This is a genomic window from Nocardioides sp. NPDC101246 (assembly GCF_044767415.1).
Taxonomy (GTDB): domain Bacteria; phylum Actinomycetota; class Actinomycetes; order Propionibacteriales; family Nocardioidaceae; genus Nocardioides.
Genome location: NZ_JBIWNX010000019.1, coordinates 43,125 through 56,164, shown reverse-complemented (window position 1 = coordinate 56,164; position 13,040 = coordinate 43,125). Strand labels below are relative to the sequence as shown.

The following is a 13,040-nucleotide window of genomic DNA, read 5'->3' as shown; positions in this document are numbered from 1 at the left end:
CGGTGGGTCGACGAGACCTCGAGCATGCTCGATGAGCTGGTCGGTACGCCGCGTTGGGATGGTGAGGCGACGACGATCGAAGACATCCGCGGGCTGCTGCAGATGGCCCTCGACGAGCGCGAGACCTCTGAGGCGTACGCCATGTTCCAGGTGTGGCCGGTCATGTCGGCTGCTGCGGTGATGTGCCACCTGCATGTGGTGGAGAGCGAGTTGGTCCCGGACATGTCTCAATGGGACGGCGTCGTGCACGCGGCCGAGGCCGATCACATCGGTCCCGGCGCCCAGCTGTCTTCGCGCAAGGAGCTGAACTTCGAGGGTGGGTCGGTCATCATCGAGTCGGTGAACTTCGCGTTCAGCGATGGTGAGGCTCTCCTGCTGCTCGGCGTGGACGAGTGCATTCCGCAGCTGACGACCGCGGTCGTTCGCGGACTGGTGGCGCTCAAGGACATACTTCGGATGGTCCGTGAGGACGGGAAGGTGTTCCAGTCGGTGCCTCTGCCCGGTGTGCCGGTGGACGAGTCTTGGCCGATCGCGACGAATGGGGCGACGCTGTGAACCTACGTGAGCAACTTGGCGTACGTAAGACCGTGGACTTCGAGATCGACCTTCCGCGGGGCTGGGCTCGTTTCGACATCGATGGTGGCCACGATGAGCTCCTCAACGGGATGAAGAAGCGGTTCATGGAGGCTCACCGTCCCGATCTGTTCGTCGAGGCGAAGGCCATGTTCGACAAGGCATTCGGCGGGATGCGGAAGAACGACGTCTTCGCCTTCTTCGCGCCGGCAGGCGAGCAGCCGGACGACGCCGTCGTCCTGCCGGCCTCGATCAACGCCTCGATCCGTACGGGCGAGCCCGGTCAGTCATTGGACAAGATGGCCCACAACGCCATCCAGAAGTACGGCGCGAAGCCGCTGTTCGGCGACCCGCGCACGTTGCGGTTCGAGCGGGAGCGGACGATCGACCTCGATGGTGAGCCCATCATCAACCACTCCCTGATCTACTTCACCCCGGTCCCCGGCACCCAACGGCGTAGGGCGCTGCAGCTGGTGGCAGCCTTCGCGCGTACGCCGGACGTAGCACCTGACGCACCCGCGCTGGTGGCGACCCGCGCGCTCCTCGACGCATGCGTCGCTACGCTTCGGTGGAACCGCGGCACCGCGTGACCCGGAGACTGATTCCTATCGATTGTGGAAGGCCTGAACTTGCTGTCCTTTGACAAGGGCCCGTCGGCACGTGAGTGGGCACGGTCGGCCAACGTCGCCACCCCGGTCAAATGGGGTGACCTGGAGAAGCAGATCATCTCGGAGCGGCTCACCCCGAGCGGAGACGACGGTGGACCGAACTGGACCCTCGGCGTAGTCATGGTTGCGATGATGATGGCGCTCGGTGCGTTCCTGCTGGCGCCGGCGCTCGCGGCCGGTCTGGTCGCATGGGCAACCACGACGGAGGATGCCTCCACCCAGGATGATCTGACGCTGATCGCGACTTTCCTGTTCATCATCTCCATCGTCGTCTCGGCGACCTGGCTCAGCATGTGGTGGCAGACGCGTTCCCGGTCGGCGATCGCGATCGTGTCCGGTCTGGTGGCGACAGTGTCGGTCGTGGTCACCTTCGTCGTCGGGAAGTCCTACGACGGCGATCTCCCCGGCGACTGGCTCGAGTGGTCGGCGTTGGTCGCCGGCGTGCTCGGTCTCGCTCTGACGATCCTCCAGTTCGTGTCGAAGTCGGAGCATCGTGCAGGAGTGCCGAAGAGCGATCGTGCGCAGCGGCGCTACAGCGCCGCGCGCGAAGAGGTCCTCGACGTGCTCAGTGAGCGGGGGATCGTGGAGCTCACCTCGGATCAGCGTCATCGGATGCGGCGAATGCGCGTCGGAACGTGGCACAAGTTCGATGCGCAGGGTCGCGTCTAACTTCACGGCTTTCATCCATCTATGTAGCAAAGGGTTCACATGGGATCGGAACGAGCGAGAAGTGCTGACGTCGACGTCACCCCAGAGGCGGCCTTCCAGGCTGCTCTCGGCGTTGCGCAGCACGAGAAGAAGTACGAGATCCGGGCCGTGCACAATGAGGGCCAGGCCCTGATCATCAGGCAGAAGACCAAGGCCCTGTCGTGGCCGAAGGTCATCATGCTTCGAATCCACCGGAACGGGTCGGGGTCGTCGATCAACGTCCTGGTCCAGAACATCCCAGGCGGACCGACTGCCCTGCTCGACGGTGTCTTCAATGGAAAGATCGCTGAGAAGTACCTCGGCGGCATCCAGGGCACGTTGGACGGAACCGTCACCGCTCCGGCGACCGCAGTGGCCTCCCACTACGTCCGTGACGACGGCTCCGAGCTTCCGTGGGGCGACCCGGACGAACTCCCCGAGTTCTGAGGGCCCCCAACTCCGTGACTCGGGACGCGCACATTGGCCTGTCGCGCGATCGATGTGCGGTTGCCTAGGTAAGGTGAGCGGCTGGTTCTGGTCGCCCTTATCCCGTGCTCTTGTGTGCCTTACGGGATATCTCGGTCGGGTCGCGACAGTCTCATCGGTGACCCAGCGGATGCCGCTGGCGGGCGGCAACGAGAACTGTGAATGAAGATGACAACGAATCCGTTATTGCGCTTCACAAGCCTGTGAGGCGTGGCCTACGGTGACCAGCGGCTGCCCAATGGGGCACCGTGTAATGAAATCGCGGGAAAGGCAATGATCGATGAGTGACTTCGGGGCAACATACGACGAGATGACCGGCACCGCCGACAAGCTCGACCAGGGCAAGGACACGATCGAGTCCGCGCTGGACGAGTGCCAGGGCTACGTTGATGAGCTCGTTCAGGACGGGTTCAAGACGGAGAAGGCGTCCGGTAAGTTCCAGGACGGCTACACGGAGATGACCACCGGCCTCAAGGACGCCATTGCTGGTGTCGAGGACATGGCTCAGGCTCTGCGTGACATGGCCACGGCGATCCAGGACCTGGACTCGCAGCTCGCCGGCGGCTGAGTCACAGCGTTGGTCAAGGTGGTGGGTCGGCATCTGCGGGCCCATCACCTATCCATCTCGGGCATCGGTCAGGTGCAGCGGTGTGTCGACTCCCGCTGGTGCACTGCTCGACCTCCAATCGGGGCCCGCAGAATTTTACTTTCGAAGATGTTTAGAACTCGACGAAGCGGGTAGGACTACCGGGACGACGTCGATCGCCCGGATCTCGGACCGCGTCCGCGATGACGGCATCGGCTCGTCGGGTTTGCGCTTCACGACCGTGTGACGCGTGACTTATGGTGACGAACGGCCCCACAACGGGTGTCGTGCAATGGAAATCGCGGGAAGGTAATGATCGATGAGTGACTTCGGCGCAACATACGACGAGATGACCGGCACGGCCGACAAGCTCGACCAGGGCAAGGACACGATCGAGTCCGCGCTGGACGAGTGCCAGGGCTACGTCGACGAGCTCGTCCAGGACGGCTTCAAGACCGAGAAGGCGTCCGGTAAGTTCCAGGACGGCTACTCCGAGATGACCACCGGCCTCAAGGACGCTATCGCTGGTGTCGAGGACATGGCTCAGGCTCTGCGCGACATGGCCACGGCGATCCAGGACCTGGACTCGCAGCTCGCTGGCGGCTGATGAATCGCGGCCGGGGCGGGGTGAAAGACATTCGCCCTGCCCGCGGCGATAATTCGGCACTTTGACCGGGCAATTTGACGGAAGTTCGAAGGGGAACGGGCGATGGCGGACGTCAAGATCAAGATCGAGACACTCTCCAGAATCCAGACGCAACTAAACGCGATTGTCGACGAGTTCGAGAATGCGACGGGCAATTCTGAAGCGCTCGAGGCAGCGATCGGCAACCCGTACGGCCGCGGTGAGCTACGCGACAAGGCGCAGGACTTCGAGGAACGCTGGGACGACAAGCGGGACGAGCTCAAAGAGGGCCTGAAAGAGTTGCATGACCACGTCAAGGGCGTAGTCGAAGGCTTCGAGAACTGGGACAGCGAGACCGCTCTCCAGTTCCAGTCGAACTCCTCCGTGCAGGCACCGGGCGCCCCAGGCGGGTCGGCCCCGAGCTCACCCGCCGCGGTTTGAGCGCACGCATCCCCAGACTCAAGTCTCGAACGAAGGAACGCATCTGCGATGGACTCGTCTCCCAAGGGTAGGGAAATCAGGACGGTCGAGGGTGACCCCTCCGCTGTCATTTCGCGCGGCAACTGGATCGAAACCCTGGGCGGGATGATGGAGGATTGCGCCCAGGAGCTGCAGACGATCGCCACGCACGACCTCGCGAGCGGCGAGATGGACGGCAAGGCGGTCGAGAAGCTTCAGGACAAGATCGGCGACTCGTGGGAGACCCTCCGCGAGGCCGCGCAGTTGTACAAGCCGGTGGGTCCGATCATCGCAACCTACGGCGAAGAGCTCCAGCAGTGGCAGCCTCTGATCCGGTCGCAGGTCGACACCTGCGAGGACCTGTGGGCCAAGTTCGACAGCATGGAAGGTGCGCCGACCCATCTTCCGGGCGCCGGTCCGGAGGAAGGCAGCCCGGAGGCGCAGCAGGAGGAAGACGCCGAGGAGGCGAAGGACCAGGCCCGCAAGGACTGGGAGAACGCCGCCGAGACCTGGGACGGCTACTACGACTCCTGGGAAGACGCGTACGACGCTGCGGTCAGCGGGATCGGCAACGAGATGTCGGGCAAGATCGAGGACGGCTTCTGGGAAGTTCTCGACGACATCATCGCCGTGCTGGAGATCGTGGCGCTCGTCGTCCTTGTTCTGGGAATCTTCCTCACTGGTCCTTTCGCCGCGATCGCATTCGCAATTTCCGCCGCGGTTTTCGCCATGCGCGCGGTCCAGTACTGCGCCGGTGAGTGTTCCCTTCTAGAACTTGGGCTGGCCGCTCTTGATGTTGTTCCATTCGGAAAGTTCGGGGCGATGGCGGACGCGATGACCGATTTGGGTGCGAGTGCCACAAAGTTCGCGAAGTTCTCGGCTGCTTTCAAGGCTGGGTCGGGATTCGGAGATATGGCATGGGCGGGGCGAAAGGCCTTCCCGGACATGATGACGGCACTCCACACCGGTCTCGACATCAAAGACTTCGAGCGAATTGCAAGCAATCCCAATTTGTGGGCAGCTGCCGGCGAAGTTCAGGGTGCGCTGGCAAAGTACGGCAACTCCTTCTACAGCAGTGTCCAGACTGTCACGGGGATGTTTGAGGGTTCGTTCGTCGACGTCGTCAATTGATGTCGTCGTGAACTCTGTCGAATGAGTGGCTTGAACAACGAAAAGAGTGTAACGGTGGACGAGAATTGGCGCATCGAAGGAGTTTATCCGGAAGACGGGTGGACTTATGCGGCGTGTGACCTCGAGACCGACATCAACCAATGGGTCGAGACGGAAGAGAAGCGTCTACGCAACTGGTGGGGCGAGGCATGGGCCCAGGACGAGGCCGCCAACGACTTGAATAGTGCGGCGCTGAGGGATGCGTACAACGCCGCTCACGTGCCAGGGACCCTGATCGCCATGTTGCACTGGCCGCTGCCATTGCCGCTACCGAGCCGGATTCGTGTTGAGCTCGCGTCTGGACCTCCCGTTACGGTCCAGGCATGGCAGGATGCAGGGTTTGGCGTCGACGAGTGGAGCGGGTCGGCACTTGGTCCCGGTCTGAAGTGCATCGCCGCGCGCGACGAGGTGATCGACGGCGTCGCCCTGCATCTTTCTACCGCAGCATACGTATTCGCGAATCAGGACGGTGGAGTGATGGTCACCGTGGAGTCGGGAACACGTGAGGTGTTCGATCTCACGTTGGCGAAGATGCCAGCTATCTTGTCGACACTCACGTTGTATCTTCCGGGCGGTGTGCGATTCGTTGCCTCCGATGTGAAGGGTATGACACGAAACGCGATGGACGAGTGGGAGAAGGTAACTGATGCCTAAGGCTGCGGCGCCTCGGCCAGCCGAATGGGCGAATCGTAGGGATCGGCACGAGCCGTTCGACCTCGACGAGCTGAACCGGGTTGTGTTGGATCATGCTTACATCGACTTGGAGGCGGCCCGTCGGCGTCGTGGGAATCCCTTGATGCGAATTGGCGCAGCGTTGATGTTCTGGGTCGCTGCGCTGGGAACGGCTGGGCCACTGTTTGCTGCCGGCGTGTTCGTGAGCGGTGGCGGATATCGAAAGTTCTCTGAAGACTTTTCTGCAGGCTTCGAGGTCCAGTGCATCTATATCGGGTCCATTCTAGGAAGCGTTGCTGTCCTTTACTTCCTTGTGCCCTGGCTCAGGGCGTCACATCGGCAATGGAGCGGGACGCTCGCCGCGATGTCGGTTGCAGTCGCCGTGACGACCCTGATTCTGCTAGTCCTCATCTACACGAGCAATGCGGACATCTATCCACGTCTTCCGATGGTCATCCCCGTGTGGATCACGTTCGTCCTGGCGATCGCTGCCGTGATTGCTGACTATCGCCTGCACTCGAATGTGAAACCCCCCGAGGTCGCAATCGATAGCCTGTCTGACGAGGACATCGAAGTCTTGCGCGCCAGTCGTCGGCAGGCGTTGAGGATCTTCCGGACGCAGGGGCTCGTGGGATACGGGGAGTTCACTGACTTCGACAAGAGTCCACTATGACCCGATTGGATCGAGGTGTCTGACATGGTCGGAAGCGACGGTGTTTCGCTGCGTGACATGCTTGGCGTTCAGAAGGATCCAGAGTTTCATCTGAAGCTGCTGGACGGGTGGGAGAGGCATATCCCGGATGATGCACGCCGGGAAGCGATCGATGCCGAGCTGAAGCGGCGTTTCATTGCCGCCAACAGACCAGATCTACATGCGATGCTGCGTGCGCAGATGGATCAGGCCTTTGCCTTGATGAAACAGCAGAGCGTCATCGCCTATTTTTCTGCAACAAACGAGACGGCGAGCAAGGCTTACATTCCTGGGACGATGTTTGCGACCGTTCGGCGGACGCCGAACGGTGAGACCCTCGATGGGTACGTGACTCAAGCGATCCGCGAGTACGGCGCAAAGCCACTGTACGGTGACAAGCGCTTCATTCGCTTCGAACGCGAGTCGACGAAGACGTTCGAGGGCGGTTCGATCGTGATGACGTCGATTGTCTATGTCACGCCGATCCCAGGTTCGAACAGGCGCCGCGGTCTCCAACTGACGGCGTCAATCGCTCGTCCAGTGGAGATGTCCGCTGAGGACCCGAAGTTCGTCGGCTGGAAGACCGCCTTTGACCTATGTGTCTCGACGCTTCGCTGGGCGCCGCCGGCGGCTTAGTCGCGAAGCGTTGACCGATCTCGGGTTGGAGTACTGATGGCCGCGCCGAAGGTACTGATGGAGTGGGCTCGCAAGACCGATGAAGCCCGCGAGGAGTGGGCTCGCGAGGCGGTGGACGGGTAGGCGCGTACGGAGCGGTTCTCGCAGCCGATCAGCTGGGGCGAGGCCGAGGCCGCGGTGTTGGAGCGGAGCTACCCACCGCTTCCGGGCCGGTTCCTGCTGAACGCCGTCAGCTTGCTCGCCATGGGGCTGCTCGCGCTCATCGCCCTTCCACTGCTCGGTTCGTCCGTCGTGGGGTTGGTGCTGGTTGCCCTCGCCAGCCGTCAGGAGACGGGCGCGGAGGGACTGTTGTGGCTGGCGCGGATCGCCTTCTGCGTTGCGGTTCTCGTCGCGAGCGCAGGGCTTTCCGTGTGGTGGCAGACGCGACGGCGCAGCGTGGTCGGCGTTGCGTTGGCCGCGATCACCGCGATCGCGTCGGCGGCGACGTACGTGTTGCTGCTGGTCTTGGATCAACCCGCGATGCCATGGCTGTCGGTCCTGGTCATCGGCGCTGGGACCTTGGGGTTGGCCGACCTGGTCCTGGAGCTGGTGTCCAAGCCTGAGGGTCGGTCAAAGAGGCGGAAGCCGCCGCGGCGTGGGCCGAAAAGTTCGGACAAGCGACACCGGGCGGGCGTCGCGCGGGATCGTCTGCTCGACGTTCTCATCCATCGCCGTCTGGTCGATGTCGACGAAGGCGATCGAATTCGACTTCGGGAGATGCCACTGGGTACTGGTCCGAGCTCGACGGACTCGATGAGCGGGAGTGGCGTCGGGTTCTCGAGTATCGCCACGTCGGCTGGCGCGAGTTCGATGAGAAGGACAAGCAGGTGTGCTAACCGATCAGGTCGGCGATGATCACGATCGCCGCGGCGAGGCAACTGATTGAGAGGACCGCTCCGAAGACCGCAAGGACCCCGAACGCCAAGGGGAAGAACGACCGCGCGAAACGGGCCATGGGGAGTTCGTTGTTGTATGGAGCCTTGGGGTCGTACATCACCTCGATGCCGTCTCCGGTCTCGACGCCCTGGGGGCCGTGCTCGCTGTGGCCGTAGTAGCTGCCGCCGGTTTCGGGCGCCGTGAACGTGTAGTTGACGTGGTGCGTCATGTCGCCGGCGGCGCCGCTGACATCCTGCTTCCACGCCTTGGTGACGTGGGCGCTGGTTCTAGACCAGCGACGACTGCCCCGCGCTCGTTTCTTGGCGCTACGGAAGTTCAGATAGCCCGAGACACAGATCAGGACGCCGATCGTTGCGACAGCGATTGCTCCGAGGAGATCCTTCATCTGCGAGAAGTCCGGTCTTGACCGCTAGGCCGATACCACGCCGAGGGACGCGAGGATCACGAAGATGCCGCCTCCGCCGAGCACGATGAACACTGCGCCGTAGTTGATGATGCGACCGACGACGGAGCCGCCGGCGACGGTGTCGCTCGAGCTCGGGTCGTCGGGGTCGTACATGATCTCGATGACATCGCCGACCTTCGGGCTGTGGAGGTGGTCGACCTCGCCGATGTGCTGGACACCGGCGGCGTCACGATATTCGTAGCGGGCCTCGTAGGACGTCTCGGTCGTGGTCGTCCCGGTGGCCGACGAGTTGTGCTTGGTCTTCCGTACGTGGCGGATGGTCGCCTGCGCCCGCGACCAGGTCGCGAGGCGACGCCAGCGGCGGATCAGGTACCACGCGAGCCAGGCTGGGAGGGCAAGCATCGCGATGCCGATGAGGAGAGCGGCGACGACGCCAAGGCTCATGATCACTCCGTTCCCGAGATTGAACGCCCTCACCCTAGCCGCGAGGGCCGGGAGCCCGAGCCGGGGCGGTGGGGTGCAACGGAGGGCTGTGCGCGTACCGTATCCCCGCTCGGAATCTCGGGGGACTCCGCTGTGGCGCCTCCTGACTCATCTACTGACGGGATGTGTGCGTTGACTCGACGCGTGGTGGCGATGGCGGTCGCTTCGGCGGCTCTGCTCTCCGGGTGTGGCCAGGTGGGCCCGCCCCCGAAGGATTTCGCGACCGAGGACGCCGTGGTGGCGTTTCGGGTGACGGAGGGAGGGGAGGACTCCAGCTACCTCGTGCTGGTCTCGCCGGAGGGGAAGACTCGGGCGATCGAGCTCGAGGAGGTCGAAGGTGCCGGGATCTCCTGGACGGAGCACGGGATCACGACGTCCGACACGGCGCACGACTACGTGATCGACGAGTCGGGGCTCACCGACAACAAGCGCACGAGCGACGACAAGTCCCTCGAGACGATGCACGAGTGGTACCGCGTGCAGGTCGGTGAGGGGACGTTGGTCGGGTTCAGCCCCGCGGATTCGTCCGAGGATCCGTTCGTGACCTACATCGATGGGGACAGCGGCAAGGCGACCACCCGGGTGTCTCCGTACGGTCAGACGACGACGGCCGCGGTGTGCGGCGAGCGTGTGTTCGCGCCGGGGAGGGGCACCAGCACCAAGGCCTTCGAGGAGGACAGCGAGTCGATCCCGGAGGACCAGTGGGACCTTGCGGCGTTGACCTCGGCCTATCCGCATGACGGTACGGACATCCTGAGCACCTTGGAGCCCACCAGCCCAGGCAGCACATCGCCCTGCGTCGACGGGATCGTCTATGAAGGGTGGGAGAACGACGACGACCAGCACTTCTTCCGCACCTGGACGACTGTGAAGGGGACGTCGGCGGACAAGGCTGCTGTGGACCACGAGATCGTCTATCCGGAGGACGCCTCCTCGCAGATCGGTGCACCCTCGGCGGTGACGGTCGCAGGCGGTCAGCTCGTCTGGGTCGTCGAGAACACCATGTGGAGCGCCCCACTCCCGACCAGCGCGACGGCACCGGTCCAGGCGCGCGAGGTCGGTTGGGTGGAGGGATACATCGGGCTCGACGCGGAGGTGCTCACCTACTCCTCCAACGCCGCGTACACGATGACCAACGAGACCGACCTGCACAAGCGGTTCACCAAGCGCCGGAGCGACCGGGTGTGGACCGAGCTGACAGCGCTGAGCCTCGTACGCACGGACCTGGCGACAGGCAAGCCTTCGATCGCCTTGGAGATCGATGTGGAGGACGTCGACTTCCCGACCAAGGACGCTTCGGTGACGGCCCTGGCGGTCAACCCGGAGTGGGTGGCCGAGAACAGCTGAGAGGCGAAGGCCAGGCGATGTCGTTCGGATCACCGCGACACGCCGAAGTAAAGAACGACCACCAGGGGCTCGGGTTGCCAGGGTGGCGCCATACCTCTCGATCTCGGGAACAGTCACTGTTGAAAGGAACTTCTCCATGCGCACTCGCACCACTCTCCGGGCCTATCGATCGGCCGCCGTCGGCCTCAGCCTCGGCCTCGCACTCGCGTTGACCGGCTGCGGCTCCGAGGAGACCGACTCGGATGCAGACACGGTCGCCGAGGTCGAGTCCAGTGCGCCGGCCTCCGAGTCTCCGTCTGCGGCTCCTGCCGCCGCCGAGAAGGAGGTCAAGATCGGGAAGACGTTCAAGGACCCCGACATGGGCGACACGATCGAGGTCGTCTCGGCCGTCCGTGACTTCCCGTCGACGGAGGAGGCCGACCTCATCGCCGAGGGTGGCGAGGTCGTGCTGCTGCAGGTGAAGATCAAGCCCGGCACGGAGTACGGCGGCCGTATCTCGGAGGGGAACTTCGAGATCTCCTGGGACCAGGGCGCTGACTTCGAGGGCTCGGACACCCGCCTGATGACCGAGGAGCTGACCGCCGCGAAGCGTACGCCGCTCGAGGACGTGCAGCGGCGCGACGGCGGCGAGCACACCGGCTGGATCGCCTTCCAGGTGGAGGAGAAGACCGACACGTACCTCGTCGAGTACGAGCGTGACGGCGCGAAGGTGATCGGCTCGGACAAGACCATCGCCGAGTTCACGGAGCAGGTGGAGATCCCCGCCTCGTGAGGTGAGGACACCCCGTCGGCGGAGACCGGCTACGTCGGTAGCAGGTCTTCGCCGAGGCTCGTTAGGATCTGGGGCGTCCGTTGTCTCGGAGAGGGGACTTGAAGGTGCATCCTGGGGCACGTCGTCGAGCGGGAGTCGTTTCCGTTGCCAGTCTGGCGCTTGTTGCAACCGCCTGCTCGGGTGATCTCCCGGCCTCGGTGGAGGAGGGGACTGAGGTCGCCGTCGCATGGAACGAGTCGTTGACGAGCACCAACCCGGCGAGCGCGGCGAGCGTGACCGATGGAAACCTCGACATCGCCTCGCTGACCCGTGGAGCCTTCGGCACCCTGGTCAACGACACCGTCGAGATGGACGAGACCTTCGGCGAGGTCACCATGGAGGACGGCGAGCAGGCCCGGGTGCGCTACGACCTGGCCGAGCCGTCCTGGTCCGACGGGGTGCCGATCGACACGGCCGACCTCATGCTCGCCTGGGCGGCGACGTCGGGCTACTTCCGCACCCCGAAGGAGGGGAGCCCGGACGGCGGGGTCGACTTCGGCGGGGTGCCGACCGGGCTGACCAAGAGCGCCTACATCCCTGAGGTCGACGAGGGTGCACGCGCCATCGAGGTGCCGCTCGTGGTGCCGGTGGTCGACTGGCGTACGGCCCTGGACGTCGCCGTGCCGGCGCACGTGATCGGGCAGAAGGCGCTGAAGATCGAGGACCCGATCGAGGCCAAGGAGGTCGTCGAGACCGCGATCGAGGAGTCCGACACCGCGAAGCTCACCAAGATCGCGGAGGCGTGGAGCTCGACCTTCGCGATCGCCGAGAACGGCAAGGCCTCCGAGGAGGCGCTGCTCTCCAGCGGGCCCTACCGGATCTCGAAGATCTCGGCCGGCGAGGGCGGCCAGGAGGTCGATCTGGAGGCCAACCCGGAGTACGCGGGCGAGGCCAGGCCGACCTACGAGCAGGTACGCCTCACCCCGGCCGGCGCCGACGCGCTGGACAGCCTGGGGGAGAAGGTCGACGTCGTCCAGGTCAGCCCGACCAAGGCCAACCGCAAGCAGGTGCGCGACCTCGAGCGCCGCGACTACGGCGTCGCGAACGCCAACGACGGCACCATGTGGGCGCTGATCCTTCGTACCGACCGCGGCCTGTTCAAGCGCAAGGACACCCGCACGGCCTATCTGCGGGCGGTGCCCCGCGGCGACATCGCCGAGGGCGGCGCGGGCGAGTGGGCCGAGGCGTACGAAGCCACCGACGTCGTACTGTTCCCGCCGGGTGGTGAGGGCTACCAGATCGCGACCGAGGACTCCGGGTTCTCCACGAAGTTCAAGGCCTCGGAGGACGCGACGGCCCCGCGCGGCGCCAAGGTGTGCATCTCCTACGACAAGTCGAGCGCGTTCGCCGCAGGCGCCTACGACACCATCTCGAACGTCGTCGACGACGAGGGCTGGAGCACCGCCGACTGTGGTGTTTCCTCGGCCGACAAGCTGCTCGCCGGCAACAGGTGGGACGCCGTGCTCGCCCGGATCCCGGTCCCGCAGACGCCGGAGGAGATCTCGGCACAGTGGGGTGCCAAGGGCAGCCAGAACGCGACCGGTGGCGGCGACCGCGACCGTGACCGCCTCATCGGCGAGCTGGCCCGCACCGCGGATCCCTACGAGGCCCGTGACGTACGAGTCCAGATCGAGAAGACGCTGGTCCGGGACTCGATCGTCGTGCCGATCGTGATGAACCCGACGGTGACGGTGATCGACAAGAAGGTCGACAGCGTACGTCCTCGCTCGGGACGGGTCGCACCGCTCGTCTCGACCATCGTCGAGTGGTCGCCGACGAAGAAGTAGACGACTTTTAGCGCATT

General features: G+C 64.3%; 17 protein-coding genes. 15 read left to right on the top strand and 2 right to left on the bottom strand.

Going from position 1 to position 13,040, the window contains the following annotated elements:
* The first annotated feature begins 24 nt into the window (after positions 1–24).
* The 12 genes from ACIRON_RS27125 to ACIRON_RS27070 all read left to right on the top strand — a co-directional run bounded on the left by ACIRON_RS27125 (position 25) and on the right by ACIRON_RS27070 (position 8,147).
* Positions 25–555 carry a hypothetical protein gene (locus ACIRON_RS27125; RefSeq protein ID WP_402997390.1) on the top strand — a complete coding sequence of 177 codons (531 nt, stop codon included), beginning with the start codon at positions 25–27 and terminating at the stop codon, positions 553–555.
* Complete coding sequence (locus ACIRON_RS27120) at positions 552–1,163, top strand: protein TPRXL (RefSeq protein ID WP_402997387.1); 612 nt, start codon at positions 552–554, stop codon at positions 1,161–1,163. The genes ACIRON_RS27125 and ACIRON_RS27120 overlap by 4 nt, the downstream gene beginning before the upstream one ends.
* Before the next feature lie 39 nt (positions 1,164–1,202).
* The gene (locus ACIRON_RS27115; RefSeq protein WP_402997385.1) at positions 1,203–1,910 is read left to right on the top strand and encodes a hypothetical protein; all 708 of its coding nucleotides are present in this window, start codon (positions 1,203–1,205) and stop codon (positions 1,908–1,910) included.
* A gap of 39 nt (positions 1,911–1,949) precedes the next feature.
* Positions 1,950–2,375 (top strand): hypothetical protein, encoded by a 426-nt coding sequence (locus tag ACIRON_RS27110; protein WP_402997382.1) that lies wholly within the window; start codon positions 1,950–1,952, stop codon positions 2,373–2,375.
* 319 nt (positions 2,376–2,694) lie between these two features.
* Positions 2,695–2,982: a WXG100 family type VII secretion target gene (locus ACIRON_RS27105; protein WP_008356172.1), complete on the top strand. Its 288-nt coding sequence runs from the start codon at positions 2,695–2,697 to the stop codon at positions 2,980–2,982.
* Between the two features lie 337 nt (positions 2,983–3,319).
* Positions 3,320–3,607: a WXG100 family type VII secretion target gene (locus ACIRON_RS27100; RefSeq protein WP_141791345.1), complete on the top strand. Its 288-nt coding sequence runs from the start codon at positions 3,320–3,322 to the stop codon at positions 3,605–3,607.
* A gap of 102 nt (positions 3,608–3,709) precedes the next feature.
* Positions 3,710–4,066: a flagellar protein FlgN gene (locus ACIRON_RS27095; RefSeq protein ID WP_355232442.1), complete on the top strand. Its 357-nt coding sequence runs from the start codon at positions 3,710–3,712 to the stop codon at positions 4,064–4,066.
* A 48-nt stretch (positions 4,067–4,114) separates the two neighbouring features.
* On the top strand, positions 4,115–5,215 hold the full coding sequence (locus ACIRON_RS27090; protein WP_402997377.1) for a hypothetical protein: 1,101 nt from the start codon (positions 4,115–4,117) through the stop codon (positions 5,213–5,215).
* A 21-nt stretch (positions 5,216–5,236) separates the two neighbouring features.
* Complete coding sequence (locus ACIRON_RS27085) at positions 5,237–5,908, top strand: hypothetical protein (protein ID WP_402997375.1); 672 nt, start codon at positions 5,237–5,239, stop codon at positions 5,906–5,908.
* Positions 5,901–6,599: a hypothetical protein gene (locus tag ACIRON_RS27080; RefSeq protein WP_402997372.1), complete on the top strand. Its 699-nt coding sequence runs from the start codon at positions 5,901–5,903 to the stop codon at positions 6,597–6,599. The genes ACIRON_RS27085 and ACIRON_RS27080 overlap by 8 nt, the downstream gene beginning before the upstream one ends.
* A gap of 24 nt (positions 6,600–6,623) precedes the next feature.
* Positions 6,624–7,253: a protein TPRXL gene (locus ACIRON_RS27075; RefSeq protein ID WP_402997370.1), complete on the top strand. Its 630-nt coding sequence runs from the start codon at positions 6,624–6,626 to the stop codon at positions 7,251–7,253.
* Positions 7,254–7,433: 180 nt separating this feature from the next.
* The gene (locus ACIRON_RS27070) at positions 7,434–8,147 is read left to right on the top strand and encodes a hypothetical protein (protein WP_402997368.1); all 714 of its coding nucleotides are present in this window, start codon (positions 7,434–7,436) and stop codon (positions 8,145–8,147) included.
* On the opposite strand, the gene ACIRON_RS27065 is transcribed toward ACIRON_RS27070, so the two are convergent.
* Positions 8,125–8,574: a DUF3592 domain-containing protein gene (locus ACIRON_RS27065; RefSeq protein ID WP_402997365.1), complete on the bottom strand. Its 450-nt coding sequence runs from the start codon at positions 8,572–8,574 to the stop codon at positions 8,125–8,127. The two genes, ACIRON_RS27070 and ACIRON_RS27065, sit on opposite strands and share 23 nt — an antisense overlap.
* A gap of 24 nt (positions 8,575–8,598) precedes the next feature.
* Complete coding sequence (locus tag ACIRON_RS27060) at positions 8,599–9,039, bottom strand: DUF3592 domain-containing protein (RefSeq protein ID WP_402997362.1); 441 nt, start codon at positions 9,037–9,039, stop codon at positions 8,599–8,601.
* A gap of 171 nt (positions 9,040–9,210) precedes the next feature.
* Here ACIRON_RS27060 and ACIRON_RS27055 point away from each other — a divergent pair, with 171 nt between their 5' ends.
* The 3 genes from ACIRON_RS27055 to ACIRON_RS27045 all read left to right on the top strand — a co-directional run bounded on the left by ACIRON_RS27055 (position 9,211) and on the right by ACIRON_RS27045 (position 13,023).
* The gene (locus tag ACIRON_RS27055) at positions 9,211–10,425 is read left to right on the top strand and encodes a hypothetical protein (protein WP_402997360.1); all 1,215 of its coding nucleotides are present in this window, start codon (positions 9,211–9,213) and stop codon (positions 10,423–10,425) included.
* Positions 10,426–10,561: 136 nt separating this feature from the next.
* Positions 10,562–11,197 (top strand): transcriptional regulator, encoded by a 636-nt coding sequence (locus ACIRON_RS27050; RefSeq protein WP_402997358.1) that lies wholly within the window; start codon positions 10,562–10,564, stop codon positions 11,195–11,197.
* 239 nt (positions 11,198–11,436) lie between these two features.
* The gene (locus tag ACIRON_RS27045) at positions 11,437–13,023 is read left to right on the top strand and encodes an ABC transporter substrate-binding protein (RefSeq protein ID WP_402997355.1); all 1,587 of its coding nucleotides are present in this window, start codon (positions 11,437–11,439) and stop codon (positions 13,021–13,023) included.
* Positions 13,024–13,040 lie beyond the last annotated feature (17 nt).

Excerpts from the sequence above, each read along its gene's own strand:
- ACIRON_RS27125 (WP_402997390.1), top strand. The coding sequence starts at position 25 with ATGCTCGATGAGCTGGTCGGTACGCCGCGTTGGGATGGTGAGGCGACG.
- ACIRON_RS27110 (WP_402997382.1), top strand. The coding sequence starts at position 1,950 with ATGGGATCGGAACGAGCGAGAAGTGCTGACGTCGACGTCACCCCAGAG.
- ACIRON_RS27105 (WP_008356172.1), top strand. The coding sequence starts at position 2,695 with ATGAGTGACTTCGGGGCAACATACGACGAGATGACCGGCACCGCCGAC.
- ACIRON_RS27100 (WP_141791345.1), top strand. The coding sequence starts at position 3,320 with ATGAGTGACTTCGGCGCAACATACGACGAGATGACCGGCACGGCCGAC.
- ACIRON_RS27095 (WP_355232442.1), top strand. The coding sequence starts at position 3,710 with ATGGCGGACGTCAAGATCAAGATCGAGACACTCTCCAGAATCCAGACG.
- ACIRON_RS27090 (WP_402997377.1), top strand. The coding sequence starts at position 4,115 with ATGGACTCGTCTCCCAAGGGTAGGGAAATCAGGACGGTCGAGGGTGAC.
- ACIRON_RS27085 (WP_402997375.1), top strand. The coding sequence starts at position 5,237 with ATGAGTGGCTTGAACAACGAAAAGAGTGTAACGGTGGACGAGAATTGG.
- ACIRON_RS27080 (WP_402997372.1), top strand. The coding sequence starts at position 5,901 with ATGCCTAAGGCTGCGGCGCCTCGGCCAGCCGAATGGGCGAATCGTAGG.
- ACIRON_RS27075 (WP_402997370.1), top strand. The coding sequence starts at position 6,624 with ATGGTCGGAAGCGACGGTGTTTCGCTGCGTGACATGCTTGGCGTTCAG.
- ACIRON_RS27065 (WP_402997365.1), bottom strand. The coding sequence starts at position 8,574 with ATGAAGGATCTCCTCGGAGCAATCGCTGTCGCAACGATCGGCGTCCTG.
- ACIRON_RS27060 (WP_402997362.1), bottom strand. The coding sequence starts at position 9,039 with ATGAGCCTTGGCGTCGTCGCCGCTCTCCTCATCGGCATCGCGATGCTT.
- ACIRON_RS27050 (WP_402997358.1), top strand. The coding sequence starts at position 10,562 with ATGCGCACTCGCACCACTCTCCGGGCCTATCGATCGGCCGCCGTCGGC.